18 protein-coding genes are annotated in these 18,446 nt (G+C 36.0%); 12 read left to right on the top strand and 6 right to left on the bottom strand.

The window, feature by feature from the left end:
• Positions 1-6: 6 nt before the first annotated feature.
• Complete coding sequence (locus CGC49_RS07665; RefSeq protein ID WP_095912731.1) at positions 7-906, bottom strand: 1,4-dihydroxy-2-naphthoate polyprenyltransferase; 900 nt, start codon at positions 904-906, stop codon at positions 7-9.
• 74 nt (positions 907-980) lie between these two features.
• The gene (locus tag CGC49_RS07660; RefSeq protein ID WP_198540623.1) at positions 981-2,327 is read right to left on the bottom strand and encodes a carboxypeptidase-like regulatory domain-containing protein; all 1,347 of its coding nucleotides are present in this window, start codon (positions 2,325-2,327) and stop codon (positions 981-983) included.
• A 273-nt stretch (positions 2,328-2,600) separates the two neighbouring features.
• Here CGC49_RS07660 and accD point away from each other — a divergent pair, with 273 nt between their 5' ends.
• The 5 genes from accD to nrdG all read left to right on the top strand — a co-directional run bounded on the left by accD (position 2,601) and on the right by nrdG (position 8,502).
• Positions 2,601-3,455: an acetyl-CoA carboxylase, carboxyltransferase subunit beta gene (gene accD / locus CGC49_RS07655; RefSeq protein WP_042007812.1), complete on the top strand. Its 855-nt coding sequence runs from the start codon at positions 2,601-2,603 to the stop codon at positions 3,453-3,455.
• A 55-nt stretch (positions 3,456-3,510) separates the two neighbouring features.
• Entirely contained in the window at positions 3,511-4,545 is a 1,035-nt protein-coding gene (locus CGC49_RS07650) for a diphosphomevalonate/mevalonate 3,5-bisphosphate decarboxylase family protein (RefSeq protein WP_095912300.1), read from the top strand.
• Between the two features lie 136 nt (positions 4,546-4,681).
• A complete protein-coding gene (locus tag CGC49_RS07645; protein ID WP_042007810.1) occupies positions 4,682-5,632 on the top strand; it encodes a mevalonate kinase in 951 nt (316 codons plus the stop codon).
• A 625-nt stretch (positions 5,633-6,257) separates the two neighbouring features.
• The gene (gene nrdD, locus CGC49_RS07640; protein ID WP_095912299.1) at positions 6,258-8,048 is read left to right on the top strand and encodes an anaerobic ribonucleoside-triphosphate reductase; all 1,791 of its coding nucleotides are present in this window, start codon (positions 6,258-6,260) and stop codon (positions 8,046-8,048) included.
• Positions 8,029-8,502 carry an anaerobic ribonucleoside-triphosphate reductase activating protein gene (gene nrdG, locus CGC49_RS07635; RefSeq protein WP_095912298.1) on the top strand — a complete coding sequence of 158 codons (474 nt, stop codon included), beginning with the start codon at positions 8,029-8,031 and terminating at the stop codon, positions 8,500-8,502. The genes nrdD and nrdG overlap by 20 nt, the downstream gene beginning before the upstream one ends.
• A gap of 136 nt (positions 8,503-8,638) precedes the next feature.
• Here the strand turns inward: nrdG and CGC49_RS07630 are convergent, their stop codons facing one another.
• Together CGC49_RS07630 and CGC49_RS07625 are read right to left on the bottom strand one after the other, a co-directional pair.
• Positions 8,639-9,352 carry a tRNA1(Val) (adenine(37)-N6)-methyltransferase gene (locus CGC49_RS07630; protein ID WP_095912297.1) on the bottom strand — a complete coding sequence of 238 codons (714 nt, stop codon included), beginning with the start codon at positions 9,350-9,352 and terminating at the stop codon, positions 8,639-8,641.
• A 21-nt stretch (positions 9,353-9,373) separates the two neighbouring features.
• Positions 9,374-9,805, bottom strand: a complete 432-nt coding sequence (locus CGC49_RS07625) for an Rrf2 family transcriptional regulator (RefSeq protein WP_042343925.1) — start codon at positions 9,803-9,805, stop codon at positions 9,374-9,376.
• 105 nt (positions 9,806-9,910) lie between these two features.
• Between CGC49_RS07625 and era the strand changes: the two genes are divergently transcribed.
• The 7 genes from era to rlmN all read left to right on the top strand — a co-directional run bounded on the left by era (position 9,911) and on the right by rlmN (position 16,133).
• Positions 9,911-10,792: a GTPase Era gene (gene era, locus CGC49_RS07620; protein WP_095893995.1), complete on the top strand. Its 882-nt coding sequence runs from the start codon at positions 9,911-9,913 to the stop codon at positions 10,790-10,792.
• Between the two features lie 162 nt (positions 10,793-10,954).
• A complete protein-coding gene (gene tatA, locus CGC49_RS07615; protein WP_042346262.1) occupies positions 10,955-11,158 on the top strand; it encodes a twin-arginine translocase TatA/TatE family subunit in 204 nt (67 codons plus the stop codon).
• Positions 11,159-11,354: 196 nt separating this feature from the next.
• Positions 11,355-12,434 (top strand): A/G-specific adenine glycosylase, encoded by a 1,080-nt coding sequence (mutY, locus tag CGC49_RS07610; protein WP_172919611.1) that lies wholly within the window; start codon positions 11,355-11,357, stop codon positions 12,432-12,434.
• 223 nt (positions 12,435-12,657) lie between these two features.
• Positions 12,658-13,062, top strand: a complete 405-nt coding sequence (locus CGC49_RS07605; protein ID WP_095912296.1) for a single-stranded DNA-binding protein — start codon at positions 12,658-12,660, stop codon at positions 13,060-13,062.
• A gap of 69 nt (positions 13,063-13,131) precedes the next feature.
• Positions 13,132-14,445 (top strand): gliding motility-associated protein GldE, encoded by a 1,314-nt coding sequence (gene gldE, locus CGC49_RS07600; RefSeq protein WP_095912729.1) that lies wholly within the window; start codon positions 13,132-13,134, stop codon positions 14,443-14,445.
• On the top strand, positions 14,438-14,995 hold the full coding sequence (gene gldD / locus CGC49_RS07595) for a gliding motility lipoprotein GldD (protein WP_042007799.1): 558 nt from the start codon (positions 14,438-14,440) through the stop codon (positions 14,993-14,995). Before gldE ends, gldD begins: the two co-directional genes overlap by 8 nt.
• A gap of 100 nt (positions 14,996-15,095) precedes the next feature.
• Positions 15,096-16,133 carry a 23S rRNA (adenine(2503)-C(2))-methyltransferase RlmN gene (gene rlmN, locus CGC49_RS07590; protein ID WP_042007798.1) on the top strand — a complete coding sequence of 346 codons (1,038 nt, stop codon included), beginning with the start codon at positions 15,096-15,098 and terminating at the stop codon, positions 16,131-16,133.
• On the opposite strand, the gene tsaB is transcribed toward rlmN, so the two are convergent.
• Positions 16,116-16,784, bottom strand: coding sequence for a tRNA (adenosine(37)-N6)-threonylcarbamoyltransferase complex dimerization subunit type 1 TsaB (gene tsaB / locus CGC49_RS07585; RefSeq protein WP_095893992.1), 669 nt, complete (start codon positions 16,782-16,784; stop codon positions 16,116-16,118). The genes rlmN and tsaB overlap by 18 nt on opposite strands.
• A 227-nt stretch (positions 16,785-17,011) precedes the next feature.
• Complete coding sequence (locus tag CGC49_RS07580) at positions 17,012-18,424, bottom strand: M17 family metallopeptidase (RefSeq protein ID WP_095912295.1); 1,413 nt, start codon at positions 18,422-18,424, stop codon at positions 17,012-17,014.
• Between the last annotated feature and the right edge of the window lie 22 nt (positions 18,425-18,446).

Raw genomic sequence — 18,446 nt, 5'->3', positions numbered from 1 at the left:
GCTAAATTACAAAATTTGTCCGATAAAAAACAAAAGTGACATAAAAAAAGTACTCAAAGCGACCTTTTTTAACTCTTTGTCCAAGTTTTTTAACACTTTGTTGTTCTTAACAGTGATTAAATGCAACGCTAATGGAATGAATACCAACAAATAAACAAGCTGCCAACCTGTCTGCAAATGCAATACAGAAAATACTAACATGCTAAGCATCGCTACTACAACCAAATAATAGTGATAGAATTTAGCCAAGTTACTTCCCATTTTGACTACTAAGGTGTTTTTGCCCATAGCTTTATCATTTTCATAATCACGCATATTATTGATATTCAACACTGCTACACTGAGTAACCCAACAGATGTAGCTGGTAAAAAAATCTTCCAATCTAATTCGTGCAGATACAAAAAATATGTCCCAACTACGCTAACCAATCCAAAGAAAATGAAAACGAACAAATCACCGAAACCTCGATACCCATAGGCTGACTTTCCCACCGTATACTTAATGGCTGCCACAACACAAGAAACCCCTAAAACAAAGAAAATCAACACATAAACCCAGTTTTCTTTCCCAAAAGCCACATAAATCAAAGCCATTGCAACAAGCATTGACAACAACGCCGTAATGATGATTAGCCTTTTCATTTGACTTTGGGATATTTTCCCGCTCTGTAACGCTCGTTGTGGCCCTACACGATTGATATTATCAGTTCCTTTGACTCCATCTCCGTAATCATTAGCGAAATTAGAAAGTATCTGAAAGAGAATCGTAGTGAGAAGTGCCAACAAAAAAATATTCCATTGGAAGTACCCTACACGAAAAGCCAACGCACTACCCATAATAATCCCTGAAACAGAGAGCGGTAACGTTCGCAAACGAGCAGCTTTTAAAATCGTTTTTAGTTCCATCATAATGTAATAGGCCACAAAAGTAGGAATTATCAGACGAATAAAAAAATCACTTAGGTAATTCAGGCGCTCGTTCACGCGTAGGAGACGATGATAAAGTATGCTGAAAAGCGATCATGATTCCATGAACCTACGCGGTAATGCTTTTCAGCCGAAATTTGCATATTAGCATTAAAAGGTTCTCCTTTAGTGTGCATCACTCCTAAATACTGTGGAGGCGTATAAACCCCTGTATGCAAACTCGTTTCAGTTGCCGTGGGGACTACCAAACCTCCATTATTTAACCACGAAGAATTATAATCTTCAGTGTAGGAATATGAAAATCCACCTTGTAACGACAATCGGTCGATCCATATTCGATTCAATTGCCATCGCGAACGGTTACTTAAAGTGATGGCATAATCTTTCTTTTCATTTTTTGCTTGAAAATTAACCTCATTTTCCTTGTCCTTTCTAACTCCATCTAAATTAGTTCGCAAGGTCATTGACAGCGAGTTATGAAAAAAATCATCACGCTCTGTAGTCCATATAGCACTCCCTGTCAATCTGTTAAAACCATTTAAATTATTGACCGGTTGGTTATTCGAGTTTAAGTAATCCAGTGAAAGACTTAGTTTGCCTATCTTGGGGGATAACTGAAAGCCTTTTCCTACCGAAATGGATTGCCCTCCTCCCTGTAATTTAGCATCTATCAAAAACGGATGAATACCTGCTTTACGCTCAATAATAACCAAGCCCGTAGTGGCATTTCCATATTTAGCATCAGCAATTCCTGTAATAACTTCAATTTTTTCGATATTTGACGTGGGTATCGTTCTCAAATCCAACCCAGAATTAACATTTGATGAATAACTCGTAGTAGCCATTGTCCCTTTATAAGTTTGCATATTTTCATCATTAGAAAGAGGCATATCATCTAATATATAACCCACCCCGAAAGCATTGTTGCCACTGTTAATTGCCGTTCGCATATTCAACACCTTCGGTGAAGTAAAATTAGAGGCAACTATCCTTTGCCCTGGAAGCTGCTGCAGTACATCAGCTAACGAAAAAGATTGGAATTGACTAATCGCGTATTTGTTGAGTACAATTTTCGAATTTGCCACCCCTTTTTCAGGGATACTTGCCGTTACTACCACATCATCCAACCGTAAGGTTTTATCCTTCAGAACAATTCGTATCAAAGAAGAAGGTGAAGAACCTACCAATGACTCCTCTTCTTTCCCTAACATCTTGAATCTTAATAAATATTCTTGATGAAAAGTAATCGAAAACTTACCTTCTTTATTTGAAGTTGTCCAACGTCCTGATTTTTCATCAACAATGACTACTCCATGTAAAGGCTCATCATGAGTATCAATCACAACCCCAGCAACTTGTTGTGAAAAAACCTGTATGGAAACAAATAGTAATATGTACAAAAACAAAAACTTCATTATTGAACTCTAAATTCGGGGCAAAAGTATTATTTTTATTTACTCTAAACAAACTTAAACGTTTTATTTAAAAACAAAAACTCAAAAACAAAAATAAACAACTACATATCAACTAATTAGTAAACACCTTATTTCATACCATAAAAACCAAAATCTAATCTAATCACAAAACAATAAAGAAAACATATCAACTTTCAAATGTATTTCTTTTTATTTTTCACTTTTTTTTATACTTTTGTCGGATAAATACAGAGGATTATGTCTTGGTTTAAAAGAACAGCAAAAGGAATACAAACCTCTACTGAGGAAAAAAAAGATACACCAAAAGGATTATGGTACAAGTCTCCGAGCGGAAAAATCGTTGAAACTGAAGAACTTGCAACTAATTATTTCGTAAGTCCTGAGGATGAGTACCACGTACGTATCGGAAGTAAGGAATATTTCCAGATTCTTTTCGATAATAATGAATTCAAAGAATTAGATGCCAACCTATCTTCAAAAGACCCACTAGAATTCGTCGACACGAAATCCTATGCCACCCGCCTAAAAGAGGCTGAACAAAAAACAGGTTTAAAAGACGCTGTACGCACGGCTGTAGGAAATTCTAAAGGAGAGAAATTGGTGGTTGCGTGTATGGATTTTGCCTTTATTGGTGGTTCAATGGGAAGCGTAGTAGGTGAAAAAATTTCTCGTGCTATTGATTATGCCATCAGAAAGAAACTTCCTTTCCTAATGATTTCAAAATCAGGAGGTGCCAGAATGATGGAAGCTGCTCTTTCACTAATGCAGATGGCGAAAACTTCGGTGAAATTAGCTCAGTTAGACGAGGCTAAATTGCCCTACATATCGCTTTGTACCGACCCTACGACAGGGGGGACAACGGCTTCATATGCTATGCTTGGTGACATCAACATCGCTGAGCCTGGTGCTTTGATTGGATTCGCAGGGCCGCGCGTGGTAAAAGACACCACAGGTCAAGACCTCCCTGAAGGATTCCAAACCGCCGAATTTGTTTTAGAACACGGATTCTTAGACTTTATTGTAAATCGGAAAAATCTGAAAAACAAAGTAAATCTATACATCGATTTGGTGATGAATCGCCCGCTTCGATAAAAAAACATAACACAACGAGCGATTTTATCAGTCGCTCGTTTTTTTTTGCAAAGATATGAAATACCAAACACAGAAAGGAACAGTTTCGGCAAAGGCTCCAAGCAACATTGCCTTAGTCAAATATTGGGGAAAACGCAAAAATCAACTCCCTGCAAACCCGTCGATTAGCTTAACATTAAACAATAGTTATACGGAAACAACCATTCATTTTGAACAGCTAACCACTCCAACGGATGACTTTCAGTTTGAATTTTTCTTTGAGGACAAGCCTAAACCTACTTTTCACCCTAAAATCACTACGTTTCTTGAACGAATTTATGAATATATGCCTTTTTTAAAGGATTTCCATTTAGAAATTCATTCGAGTAATTCGTTTCCTCATAGTAGTGGCATCGCTTCATCAGCAAGTAGTATGGCAGCTCTTTCGTTATGTTTGATGCAAATGGAAAAATTGCTATACCCTCATTTGGCAGAAGATGAAACCTACTGGCAAAAGGCCTCCGTATTAGCACGTTTAGGCTCTGGAAGTGCTTGTAGAAGCATACAAGGGAAAATCGTAGTATGGGGAAAACATACTGAAATACAGGGAAGTTCGGACAAATACGGGGTAGTGTACCCATATAAAGTTCACGAAATTTTCAATAATTTTCAAGACACTATACTATTGATTGACAAAGGACAAAAACAAGTAAGTAGCTCTCTTGGTCATGACTTGATGCACGATCATCCGTTCGCAGAACGACGCTTTGAACAAGCTCACGAGAACATCAGCAAGTTAATCCCTATTTTTGAAAATGGTGATTTGGACAAATTTATAGAAATCACAGAAAGTGAAGCTCTTACCCTACACGCTATGATGATGACCAGCACTCCTTACTTCATACTAATGAAACCTAATACGTTAGAAGTAATTCAACGCATATGGCGATTCCGAGAAGAGACGAAAACTCCTGTTTGCTTTACACTTGATGCTGGTGCAAACGTACATGTTTTGTATCCAAATTATTGTAAGAATGAAGTGATACAATTTATTCAAAAAGAATTAGTTGTGTATTGTGAAAATAAGCAGTATATTTGCGACCACAATTAAGTCAATGAATAATTAACAAATAGCAACGAAGTAATTACGAATTAGATTAATTTGCACCTTTAAATTCGTAATTAGCTTTGAACCCTAGGACAGCAATTTGAAATTGTTCGTTGTCAATTAAAAAATCATTAATTTAATGAAAAGACCTCTTTTTTACTCGAAAATATTGCTCTTTGGCGAGTATGGAATCATAAAAGATTCCAAAGGATTGGCTATACCGTATAATTTTTATAACGGAGCCTTGAAAACATTCGATGAGGCTGACCCTAACAAACTTGAAGAGGCAAGAAAATCAAACCGAGCGTTAGCTGATTTTTCGGTATATCTGGAACAACTTTCGACCGAAAACCCTGAAATTGTTACTTTTGACATCGCTCAACTGAAAAGCGACATCGCCGAGGGAATGTACTTCGACAGTAGCATCCCACAAGGATATGGCGTGGGAAGTAGTGGCGCGTTGGTAGCTGCTATTTATCATCAATATGCTCATGACAAAATCACTGTTTTGGAGAATTTGACTCGTGAAAAACTTTTGAAACTAAAGACTATTTTCGGTAAAATGGAATCCTTTTTCCACGGCACCTCGTCTGGATTAGATCCTTTGAACAGCTACCTTAGTTTACCGATTTTAATTAAATCAAAAGATCATATTGAACCGACGGGAATTCCTTCTCAAGCAATTAACGGCAAAGGGGCTGTCTTTTTGTTGGATAGTGGAGTTGTAGGAGAAACCGCTCCTATGGTGCGTATTTTCATGGAAAAAATGAAAAATGAAGGCTTTCAAAGTATGCTCAAAACGGAATTTATTGAATACACAAACGCCTGTATTGATGATTTTCTGAAAGGAAACATCAAATCACTATTTAGCAATGTCAAAAAACTTTCAAAAGTGGTGTTAAACAATTTCAAACCGATGATTCCTGCTGAATTTCACACTCTTTGGAAACAAGGTATCGACACTGGAGATTATTTCTTAAAACTTTGTGGATCAGGAGGAGGAGGTTATATGTTAGGTTTTACCGAAGATTTGGAAAAAGCTAAAAAGACCCTCGCTGGACACAAAATAGAGGTGGTCTATCAGTTTTAATAGTAACCATTGGAATTCAATTGCAGCTAGATTGAAAGCATATTCTCTTCTCAGTAAGAAGCTACTTTTGGAAAATTATTAATTTACTGCACATCAGATAAATATATTTTAATATTCATTATCAAGAAACCCCGAAATTCGGCAAAAAAGCTGAAAATCGGGGTTTCTACTAAATTGAATGTTTTTTAAGTATCCACACCGCTAAAATACTTCAGATATTGGAAAAACTACTAAAAAAGTTTAAAACACAAGACTTAATCATTTTACAAAAAACATCTAAAAAGTAAAAATCCAACAGTTTTTTTATCTGAACTGCTTGGATTTTTTTGTGTCTAAATTTTAGGTAAAATGAACATTTTAAAAGTATGCCTATTTATCAAATGTTGATAAGTTTGTGCATAAATATTCTAGATTTTAAGATTTATATATCTTTTATTTGCATAGCTTCGTAGTGTGATAATATAAAAATATCATAAATCTATTAATCAAGTAGTTATAGATTTTTTTTGTTATCACAAAACTCAATCGTTTTTTTTCTGAAAATTTCAGAAATTGAAACACTTCCACTAACTATATTTTGCATCGACTTAACCTTTGAATAATCTCATCTGTAAAACGATTTATTATGTCAAAATTCACAAAATTAACGCCCGAACAACTAAAAACGAAATGTAATTTTATTGAGAATTACTTAACATCGCAAAATGCAGCGAGTGGTTCCTTGTTTGATTCTAATGCTAATGTTTCTAACAAAAACATAGCCACGATGGAAGCCGAACTGAATAAAGATATTAATATTCAGGTAAATAGAATGTTGGTTTCACGCAAGATTGCTCAGCTTTTTGGTCAGGATTTAGCCGATGAATACATCAGGCAGATAGAAGAACACGAAATTTACGTACACGACGAAACTAGTCTGAAACCTTATTGCGTGAGCGTTTCGATGTATCCTCTTTTGCTTGACGGACTGTTGAAACTTGGTGGCGAATCCAAAGCTCCGAAGCATTTGGCGAGTTTCTGTGGTTCGTTTGTAAATTTCTTATTTTCAGTGTCTTCTCAATTTGCAGGAGCAGTAGCAACCGTTGAATTTTTGATGTATTTTGACTATTTCGCTCGAAAAGACTACGGAAATGATTATCTAAAAACGCATACAAAAATAGTAGAAAACGAAATGCAACACGTGGTGTATGCTATCAATCAACCTGCGGCGGCACGTGGTTATCAATCTGTTTTTTGGAATATTTCTTTGTACGACAAACCTTATTTCGATTCGATGTTCGGGAATTTTGTTTTCCCCGACGGAAGTAAACCGATTTATGAATCGTTGGATAAAATCCAAAAATATTTTATGAAATGGTTTAATAATGAACGAAAAAAAGCCATTCTGACTTTTCCTGTGGTTACGGCGGCGATGCTAACCAAGGACAAAAGAGTTCACGATGAAAATTTTGCCAACTTCTGTGCCGAAGAACTTAGTGAAGGAAATGCATTTTTCATCTATCAGTCCGACAATGCCGATTCACTGGCGAGTTGTTGTCGTTTGCGAAATGAAATTTCGGACAATACGTTCAGTTATTCGTTGGGTGCAGGTGGCGTTTCCACAGGAAGTATCAATGTGATTACCATCAATATGAACCGATTGTATCAAAAAGGGCTTTCTTTGGAAAAAATGATTGATAACATTCATAAATATCAAGTTGCGTATCGTGCTATTATTCAGGATTATAAAGATGCTAAAATGCTTCCTGTGTACGATGCAGGATTTATTTCGCTTGACAAACAATTTCTTACCATAGGAATCAACGGAATGGTGGAAGCCGCAGAATTCTTAGGATTAAAAATATCTGATAATGAGGAATATAAATCATTTGTCAATAAAAATTTAAAGCTGATTTACGAAAAGAACAAGGAAGCCAAAGCAAAATACGGCTATATGTTTAATACAGAGTTTGTTCCTGCTGAAAATTTGGGTGTGAAAAATGCCAATTGGGATAAATCTGATGGGCTTTTTGTTCCGAGAGATTGTTACAATTCATATTTTTATGTAGTTGAAGATGAATCTGTTAATATAATAGATAAATTCTTTATGCACGGACACGAATATATCCAATTTTTGGACGGAGGCTCGGCATATCACTGCAATTTGGAAGAATATCCAACCCAAGAGGGATTTTTGAAGCTACTCAATGTAGCTGCGAAAACGGGTTGTAATTATTTCTGTTTCAATGTAAAAGTAACTTATTGTAATAGTTGTGGTTATATCAATAAACACACCACTGACCATTGTGTAAAATGCCATTCCACTGATGTTGATTACGCTACTCGCATCATCGGTTATTTGAAAAAAATAAGTAATTTCTCGAAAGACAGACAAAAGGAAGCCAAAAAAAGATATTATGGCAATACTGCGGTATAGCGAGTATGATATTGTATTACAGGAAGTTCCTAATGAAATTTCGCTTTGTTTCACGATAACAGGTTGTCCGTTAGCTTGTGAGGGGTGCCACTCTGAGCATATCTGGAATCCGAATTTTGGACAGCCTTTAACGCTTAGTTTGTTGGAAAAACTCATTGAAAAGTATGAGGGAACTATCAGTTGTGTGCTTTTTATGGGAGGAGAATGGAATATTGATCAGCTGCTGAAATTTATTACGATTGCAAAAGAAAACAATTTAAAAACAGCACTTTACACGGGATTAAATATCAAGCAGGTAGCTCGAAAATACCCACAATTATTGGAGCGTTTGGATTACATCAAAACAGGCAAATGGATTCCGTCATTAGGCGGACTTGATAGCAAAACCACAAACCAACATCTGTTAGAAATCAAAACGGGAAAAATATTAAACCATTTCTTTTGGAAGGAATGATTATTAGGAAAAATATGAAATAACTTTTTAGATATATTACAGTTGAAACCACATAAGAACATTAGAAGAATTCAACTTGCTAGTTGTAAATAAAAAAAGGGGACTATAACTATAAACACGGTTACTTCGGAAAGTTCTACATTTTCAAATAAAAATCTTTTGTAAGAGAAATATACGCTTCCGTGTACTGACCTCGACCTTTTTCAATTACCAATAAATCAGAGGTATACTCCCCCTTGTTTTTGATAAAAGCAATCAAGCTACGTTTCAATTCGCTCTGTTCATTACCTTTGACGCGAGTGATTTTCTGAGGAAATAATCCCTTACTTTGAGCTAAACTTATAAATCTTTCTTCTTCCTGAAATGGAATAATGACTGAAAAAACACCTTCATCGCTAAGTAATTGCACTACTCCATCCATAAGAGTCTCGAAAGGTAATGAGTCTTCAAAACGAGCTTTGTTCCTTGCCAAGGAATTGGTTTTATAATTTTCGGTATAGAACGGCGGATTTGAAATAATTAGGTCATATGGCTCTTCTCCTTGCATTTCTTCAGCAAATTCTTGAAAGGAAGCAAAATAACAAAAAAGCCTGTCACTCCATGAACTATTTTCAAAATTTTCAGTACATTCAATGAATGAACTTTCATCAATTTCAACAGCATCGATGGTCATTGCCTCGGAACGCTGTGCCAACATCAAGGACAAAACTCCTGTCCCTGCACCAATGTCCAATATACGATGTGGAAAATGATCAACAGACACCCATGCCCCTAAAAGTACATTATCTGTACCTATTTTCATGGCACTTTGGGATTGCGAAACTGAAAATTGTTTGAACTTGAAAATCATTTGAATAATGAGTCACGACAGTTAAACAAACAAAAACGCCTCCTTATTGATTACTTTTTGAGAAAAGTAATCAATTGAGTTTTCCATTAATTCTGTGATAAGTCCTTTTTTGAAAGGTTGCATCGCATAGTGGATAGGACAAGGAAATTCTTCGGAACAAGCCTTAAGCCCCATAAAACAGTTTGAAAAATTTTCAACATCATCCAAATTTTCAATAATTGTGATCAAAGGAGCTTGTTTTTCATGATCTGCCAACCAAAATCCTCCTTTTGGCCCTTTAGTGGAGCTAATAACTTTCTTTTTAGCCAAAGTTTGCAAGATTTTAGCCAAAAAAGGCGATGGTATATTTAATTTTTTGGAGATTTCCTTAGTTCCTATCTTATTACTCTCTGAGCCATTAATCGCCAAATAAATAACAGCATTAATGGCATACTTACTAGGGTTGGAAAGCATATTTCTTTATCATCTACATTAGTGGACAAAGGTACTACTTTTTATTTGATTTGTAATTATTTTTCGTATTTTTGTCCAATAATAACCTAAAAACGCTTCTTACACATGACACACAAGGCAGGGTTTGTAAACATAATTGGAAATCCAAATGTAGGAAAATCAACTTTAATGAATGCTTTCGTTGGCGAAAAACTTTCCATCATAACCTCCAAAGCTCAAACCACCCGACACCGCATCTTCGGAATTGTTAGTGGCGACGATTTTCAGATAATTTTTTCTGACACTCCAGGAATTATCAAACCTGCTTATGAATTACAACATTCAATGATGGATTTTGTAAAAAGTGCTTTTGAAGATGCTGATGTGTTAATATATATGGTTGAAATTGGTGAAAAAGAACTGAAAGACGAGGCTTTTTTTGAAAAAATAAACCGTATGCAAGTACCCGTGTTGCTTTTGATCAACAAAATAGACAAATCATCACAAGAAACTTTGGAAAACCAAGTAGCTTATTGGAAAGAAAGAGTTCCTAAAGCCGAAATTTTCCCTATTTCTGCCTTGGAAGGCTTTCAAACTGCAGAAGTTTTTAATCGCATTATAGAATTATTACCCGAATCACCTGCGTTTTTCCCAAAAGATCAACTGACAGACAAACCCGAACGTTTTTTCGTTAATGAAATCATTCGAGAGAAAATATTGATAAACTACAAAAAGGAAATCCCTTATGCAGTAGAAGTAGAAACAGAGTCATTTGTCGATTCAGAACATATTATTCACATTCGAGCCGTGATTATGGTGGAGCGCGAAACCCAAAAAGGAATCATCATTGGACATAAAGGGGAAGCCTTAAAAAAAGTTGGCACACAAGCTCGAGCTGATTTGGAAAAATTTTTCGGCAAACAAATTCATATTCAAATATTTGTGAAAGTGAACAAGGATTGGCGTTCCAACTCTCGACAATTGCGACGCTTCGGATACAGCCAGTAGATTTATATGATATAAAAGAGTAAAAAGCTCCAGCAACTCAAATTATTCAACACTTTTTTACAAACCTTTTATAACATAAAATGTAGCTTACATCATTTTAAAAACTAGCGATTCTCTTTTTTTTGAAATAAATTTATATCTTTGCACAAAAAAAGAAACAGTATGTTAGCTAATAGTATATTTTTAGGAATTGCAGGGCCTTGGCAAATTGCAGTGGTTGTTATCCTTATTCTTCTTCTTTTTGGAGGTAAGAAAATACCTGAGTTGATGCGTGGATTAGGAAGTGGCATCAAAGAATTTAAAGATGCAACCAAGGAGCCAAACAAAGATGAAACTAATTCTTCAATAGAGAAAAAGCAGGAGTAATTAATTCTTTGAAGACAGTCTTTTCGCAAAGCATTTTTTGCATAAAATTATCGAAGATAACTATCCGGAAAAATCTTTTTCAGGCTAAATACAGATGCGAATACCGTAAAATCTTGTGATAAACTAAAACTAAGATGTTTGAGCTAAAGTTTTTCGGATAGTTTCTTTTCAACGATTTCCTACAAAACAATCCATTTTGAATTTATCGAATTCTTCATCGAAAGTCGAGGCTTTCGACCGTTTTTTTTCTCAACGACTTTTGCAGTGGTACAATAGCCAAAAAAGAGATTTGCCGTGGCGACAAACCACAGATCCTTATAAAATATGGCTATCCGAAATCATCCTACAACAGACCCGTGTTGCACAGGGATTGCCTTACTATGAGCGTTTTACAAACCATTTCCCCTCTGTTTTCGACTTAGCAAATGCATCCGAAGAACAGGTACTGAAGCTATGGCAAGGCTTAGGATATTATTCCCGTGCAAAAAACCTACATCACACCGCTAAAACGATTGCTTTTGACCTCAATGGAAATTTCCCTACAACACATAAGGAATTATTGAAACTCAAAGGCATAGGTGATTACACAGCAAGCGCCATTGCATCTATTTGTTTTTCAGAATCTTGCGCTGTTGTTGATGGAAATGTTTATCGAGTTTTAGCCCGTGTTTTTGGCATAGAAACTCCTATCGACACTACCTCAGGTATTATTCAGTTTAAAAAATTGGCTACCAAACTATTAGATCCAAAAAATGCGGGAGTTTACAACCAAGCTATTATGGAATTCGGAGCGATACACTGCAAACCACAACTGCCTATGTGCGAAAGTTGTGTCTTTTCAGACAAATGTGTTGCTAAAAATCAAAGTAAAGTAGAAAGGCTACCCGTAAAAATTGGGAAAACAAAAATACGAAAACGTTATTTTAACTACATCGTACCTATTGATAATCAGAAGCATACAATATTGAATAAACGTAACAATAAAGATATCTGGCAAGGATTGTATGAATTTCCACTCATAGAAACTGAAAAACCTTACTCGGAAGCAGAAATAAAAGCCGAAATAGATAAGATATTCGACTGTATAACAGATATTTACCTACATAAATACGAAAAGATTCACAAATTATCACATCAGCATATTCACACTCAGTTTTGGATAATCTCCATGGAATATTCATTGAAAAATAGCATTGATAAAGAGGAAGTTAAAAACTATCCTGTATCGGTTTTAACAGCAAATTTCTTGAAAGAATTTTGGTTTTTTAGAAATTAATTGTACTTTTGTCCAAAGCCTCAACACATTTTTTATCTATTCGATTGGACAGAAGCTTGGATTCAAGTGTAGAAAGAAACAAAATAAAGCCCATCAGCAAGACAAAAATAAAAAAATTATTATCCGTTTTGTGTGTATGAGAAAAAGGAAATAATTTATTGTGTAATTCTTCTAACCAAAAACGATTAGAAAATATAACATAAACCCTTAAAAATTGAATACTATGAGTGCAGGAACATTAAACAAAGTGATGCTTATTGGGCGTTTGGGAGATAAGATAAAATTGACCTATTTTGAAGGAGGTAATTGTGTTGGACGTTTTTCATTAGCTACGAATGAGGAGTATACCAACAAAACAACTAACGAAAAAGTAGTTGAAACAGAATGGCATACAGTGGTGGTTCGTAACAAACAAGCTGAAATTATTGATAAATATACCTCCAAAGGTGATTTGATTTATGTTGAAGGTAGAATAAAAACTCGTCAATGGCAAGCCGAAGACGGAACAACTCGTTACACAACCGAAATCTATGCCAACGAATTTACGCTTCTGCCGAACAGCCGAAAGGAAGAAAAATTGGAGAAAAAATCACCCGCAGACGACATGGATAAAAGTTTGCCGTTTTAAAAATATTGTTTAACTAATACTAAAGATTTGGACTCAGAGCCTCCCCTTAATTTACTTTGGATGCCATCAATGGCTGTAGAAACTATCGCATTGCAGCTTAATATGCTTGATTGGAATATTATTTTGCAGTTTGTTGTTTTTCTGATACTTTTAGGTTGTTCTGCCTTGATTTCAGGGTCTGAAGTGGCTCTTTTTTCACTTTCACCAACGGAAGTGAACAATCTCAATGACGGAAAATCGGCAGTAGGTAGCATCATCGCTCGTCTGGTTGAAAATCCAAAGAAATTACTAGCTACTATATTAATTTCCAACAATTTAGTAAATATTTCCATTATCTTATTATTCGTTGATTTAGGAGATTTCCTCTTCGGAAATATTGAAAGCGAAATCCTGCGGATGATTTTAGATGTAGGAGTTGTTACATTTATGATTTTACTCTGTGGGGAAATCGTCCCGAAGATATATGCAAACCGGAATAATATACTTTTTTCCAAAACTGTGGCATATCCAATCTATGTTTTAGACACGCTTTTCACACCACTCAGCATCCCGATGAAAGGATTTACATCTTTGATTCACAATAAATTAGGAAAACAGTCTACACACATATCCGTAGGACAATTGTCTCAAGCCTTAGAATTAGCATCGTCTGATGACACAACTAAGGAGGAAAAGAAAATTTTGGAGAGTATTGTTTCATTCGGAAATACGGAAACTCGCCAAGTGATGGTTCCTCGTATTGATATTTTTGCATTGAGTGAAACCCTGACTTTCAAGGAAGTAATCACCGAGATTGTGCGAATGGGCTATTCGCGTATTCCTGTTTACAACGAAAGTCTGGACGATATCACAGGGATTATCTACATCAAGGATTTACTTTCTCATTTGGAAAACGACGATTTCGACTGGCTAACTGTTAAGCGCAAGGCTTTTTTTGTCCCCGAGAACAAAAAGTTAGACGATTTGCTCAGCGAATTTCAGGAGATGAAAATACATTTAGCGGTGGTAGTTGATGAGTATGGAGGCACTTGTGGCATTATTACTTTAGAAGATATCATAGAGGAAATTGTCGGAAACATAAACGATGAGTTTGACGATGAGGATGTTATCTACTCCCAAATTGACAAGGACACCTACGTTTTTGAAGGAAAAACAGTGCTAAAAGATTTCTATCGGATTATGCAACTAACAGATGAAGAGGAACTTATATTTGAGGAAAAAGAAGGAGAAGCAGAAACCTTAGCTGGTTTTTTGTTAGAAATTGCGGGGGATTTCCCTCAGAAAGGCGTTCCTATTGTATTTGAGAACTACCAATTTACTGTTCAGGAATTTGACAAAAAACGTATAAAACAAATCAAAATACACAGAGAGAACAATGCGTAGTTTATTATTTATCACATTGATTTTCACAATATTAAGCTGTGAAGAAACGGTATTACCTAAACCAAAGGCTGCTCTTCGATTAGAATATCCACAGGCGGAATATAAAAACTATGCTAAGGACTATTGCCCATTTGAATTTGAAACTAACACTTCTGCATTTGTGAAAACTAAGAAGGATGATTCATGCGACTTTGATATTGAATATCCCGCAATGAAGGCTACTATTTATATATCATATAAGAAAGTAAAAGACAATATTCGCCATTTGTTGCGCGATGCTCAAAAGTTTACATTTGAACACACCATCAAAGCAGACAATATTGCTTCCAATCAATTCGTAAACGATTCTACTCGCGTGTATGGAATGTTTTACCAAGTTTATGGCAATGCAGCTTCACAGGCTCAATTCTACGCCACTGATAGCACCACACATTTCATTTCGGGTTCGGTCTATTTCAAAGTAGTACCTAACTATGATTCAATTCAACCCGCAAGCCATTATTTGGAAAAAGATGTTCGCCGAATTATGGAAACCCTACGATGGAAATAAGACAAGTATGTATGGAAAAGTAATAGCATGTGAAAAACACTTCTTTTCAAAATATTTTCACAATTAATAGAAAACAACCTGAATACGCGAGAAAAACAAGATGATAGAGAAAAAAGATATTAGAGCATTAAGCAAAGTAGAGTTACGAGATTTCTTTGTAACCCATGGAGACAAGGCTTTTCGTGGAAATCAGGTATATGAATGGCTATGGAATAAAGGTGTGCACTCCTTTGAGGCTATGACCAATTTACCGAAACAAACTCGTGAAATGCTTGAAAATCATTTTTCGATAAACCATATTCAAGTGGACGTGATGCAACGAAGTGCTGATGGAACTATCAAAAATGCGGTTCGCCTTCACGACGGATTATTGGTAGAATCGGTATTGATTCCTACCGATACTAGAACCACAGCTTGTGTGTCAAGTCAGGTAGGATGTAGTTTGAACTGTAAATTTTGTGCTACAGCCAGACTAAAACGTATGCGTAATCTACAGCCTGACGAAATTTTCGATCAAGTAAAAGTCATTGACAATCAAAGTCGTATATTTTTCAACCGTCCCTTGTCAAATATTGTTTTTATGGGAATGGGCGAACCTCTAATGAACTACAACAACGTGCTATCGGCAATCGAAAAAATCACTTCCGATGAAGGATTAGGAATGTCGCCCAAAAGAATAACGCTTTCGACTTCAGGAATTCCGAAACTAATCCGAAAAATGGCAGACGACGAAGTCAAATTCAAATTAGCGGTATCATTACACTCCGCCATTGACGAAGTACGAACATCCATAATGCCATTCAACGAAAACTTTCCTTTATCAGAACTTCGTGAAGCTTTGGAATATTGGTACCGAAAAACTAAAAACAAAATCACCTACGAATATGTAGTATGGAAAGACATCAACGACAAGAAAAAAGACGTAGATGCTTTGATAAAATTTTGTCGTTTTGCTCCTTCCAAGGTAAATTTAATTGAGTACAACCCAATTGACGATGGCGACTATCAACAAGCGGACAGCTCCGCCATTGACATGTACCAAACTATGTTGGAAAATGCTGGGATTACGGTTACCGTTCGTCGCTCTCGAGGCAAAGATATTGATGCTGCCTGTGGTCAATTAGCTAACAAACGATGAAGTGGTATGGAAAGGTTTTAAATAGTTTGGTTCGAAATAGGCAATATCCTCAAAACAAGCATTTCTATATCTTTCCTCTGCATACGGAATCATATCTTTTGCCTGTGGATACTTATCACTAACAAAGACTGCATTAGGGTGATTACATATGGCAGAAAATTTCATTGCTCCATCTCCCAAAAAGGTAACTTTTCCTTTATTTAACCACTCTTGATAGCTGTTTTCATCAAGTATTTTTGCTTGAGTTGCTTCTAACTCATTGTTATTTTTATCAAAAACAGCACTATACACCTCCATACGTCGAGCATCCAACATAGGAATAACAAACTGACTGTCAGAAATTTGTTTAGCCAACACCTGTAATGTAGGTACAGAAATTAAAGGAACACCCAATGCAAAGCACAAACCTTTAGCAGCTGACACACCAATCCGCAATCCTGTGTAAGAACCTGGGCCTCCACTGATAGCAATAGCATCTATTTCTTTCATCGGAAGATTTGCATCAGCAAGTACTTTTTCAATAAAAAGATGTAATGTTTCGGCATGTGTAAACTTACCTTTATTTTCCGATTCTTCGGCAATTGATACCCCATCGCGAGCAACTACTACCGAACAATTAATTCCCGATGTTTCTATACAGAGAATGTTCATTTTTACATTTGATTTTGTATAACAAAAATATTTCCTATGTAACAATACTGTTTACAAAGAAATACACTTCGATTTGAATGAGACTGAGCGAAGAGCCTTTTTTTGGAATTTTTAGAAAAACATTAATATTCAACATTTTTACAAATACATTCTTCTTTAAAATAGACCTTTTCGGACAGTCTCTTCTACTATTTTGAATACCTTATGCCAATAGAATTTGTTCGAAATTAATCATTATAAGTTGAAACCTCGCTCAAAAAATCATACAACAAGCGAATACCAACACCTGTCCCACCAGCTTTGAAATAGCGGAAAGGAGCGTTCAAAAACGCAGTTCCTGCGATATCGATATGTACCCAAGGATAATTGGTAAAATGTTCTAAAAACTTCCCAGCTGATGAAGCTCCTCCTTCGGGATTTCCTAAGTTTTTGATATCGGCAATGGGAGATTTTAAATCTTCTCCGAACTCATCCCAAAAAGGAAGTTCTACCAAACGCTCAAATACCTTATCCCCAGATCGTTGTAAACGTTTTTTGATTTCATCGGAAGCATTCCCCATAAAAGCACTACCGTAGTGTCCCGTAACGCGAGCCGCAGCTCCTGTAAGTGTAGCTAAATCAATAACCAATTCTGGGTTCAAACGCTGTGCATAAGTCAAAGCATCCGCTAAAATAAGCCGTCCCTCAGCATCTGTATTCTTAATTTCAACAGTCATTCCGTTCATCATTGTCAACACATCATCGGATACGATAGCATTAGAGTTTATTCGGTTGTCGGTGGCAGGAATTAGCCCTACTACATGCAGTGGCAATTGATTTTTGGCTACGGCACACAACAAGCCTACTACAGCTGCCGCACCCGCCATGTCGGCCTTCATCGTATCCATGTAATTTCCAGGCTTGATGTTATAACCTCCCGTATCATATACTACACCTTTCCCTACAAACACATAAGGTTGTTGATTTTCAGCATTTTTAGGCTTCCATGTAAGAATATTAAAAGTAGGAGGCACTTCACTACCCGCATTCACACCCAATAATCCACCCATCTTCAAATCTTGGATTTCTTGCTTACGGAGTACACTAACCTCAAATCCAAAATGCTTACTGAGAACTTCGATCTCTTGGGATAAACGCGTGGTTGTCAATACCAAAGGAGGTTCGTTTACCAAATCACGAGCAACTGCAACCGATGCCAACAAATTATTAAACTGAGTAAGTTCGGTTACTGGTAAATCAACGTATACAGATATTTCAGGTTGAGAATCTTCCTTAGTTTTATACTTATTAAACTGGTAGTCAGACAACTGCATTCCTTCCAAAACACACATTGTGAGGTCTTTATCTGCTGATGAATGAATATAAACTTCTGTATATTTTTCTTTTTTAAAAGTAGTAAGAAGTTCGTTTCCAAGTTGTCGAGCTTTTTCTCTTTCGGCATTAGTATCTTTCCCTTTTTCAAGTAGCAAAGCAACCACTAAGGGGCGTTCTAATAAAGGGAATGCCACTACTATATTTTGCTGTTTTTCAGTATGTTTTTTCAAATATGTGTGTAAAAAATCAGGCGTTTGCTCCACTTCGGTAGCAATGTAAGCTGTTACATCACCTATTTGCTGATTTTGTGTAGGGTATATTTTCATGTGATATTCTGTACAAAAAGAG

The sequence above is a fragment of the Capnocytophaga sp. H4358 genome (genome assembly GCF_002302515.1).
GTDB lineage: Bacteria > Bacteroidota > Bacteroidia > Flavobacteriales > Flavobacteriaceae > Capnocytophaga > Capnocytophaga canis.
The sequence above is the reverse complement of the archived record's forward strand: the minus strand, read 5'-3'. Positions and strand labels throughout refer to the sequence as shown.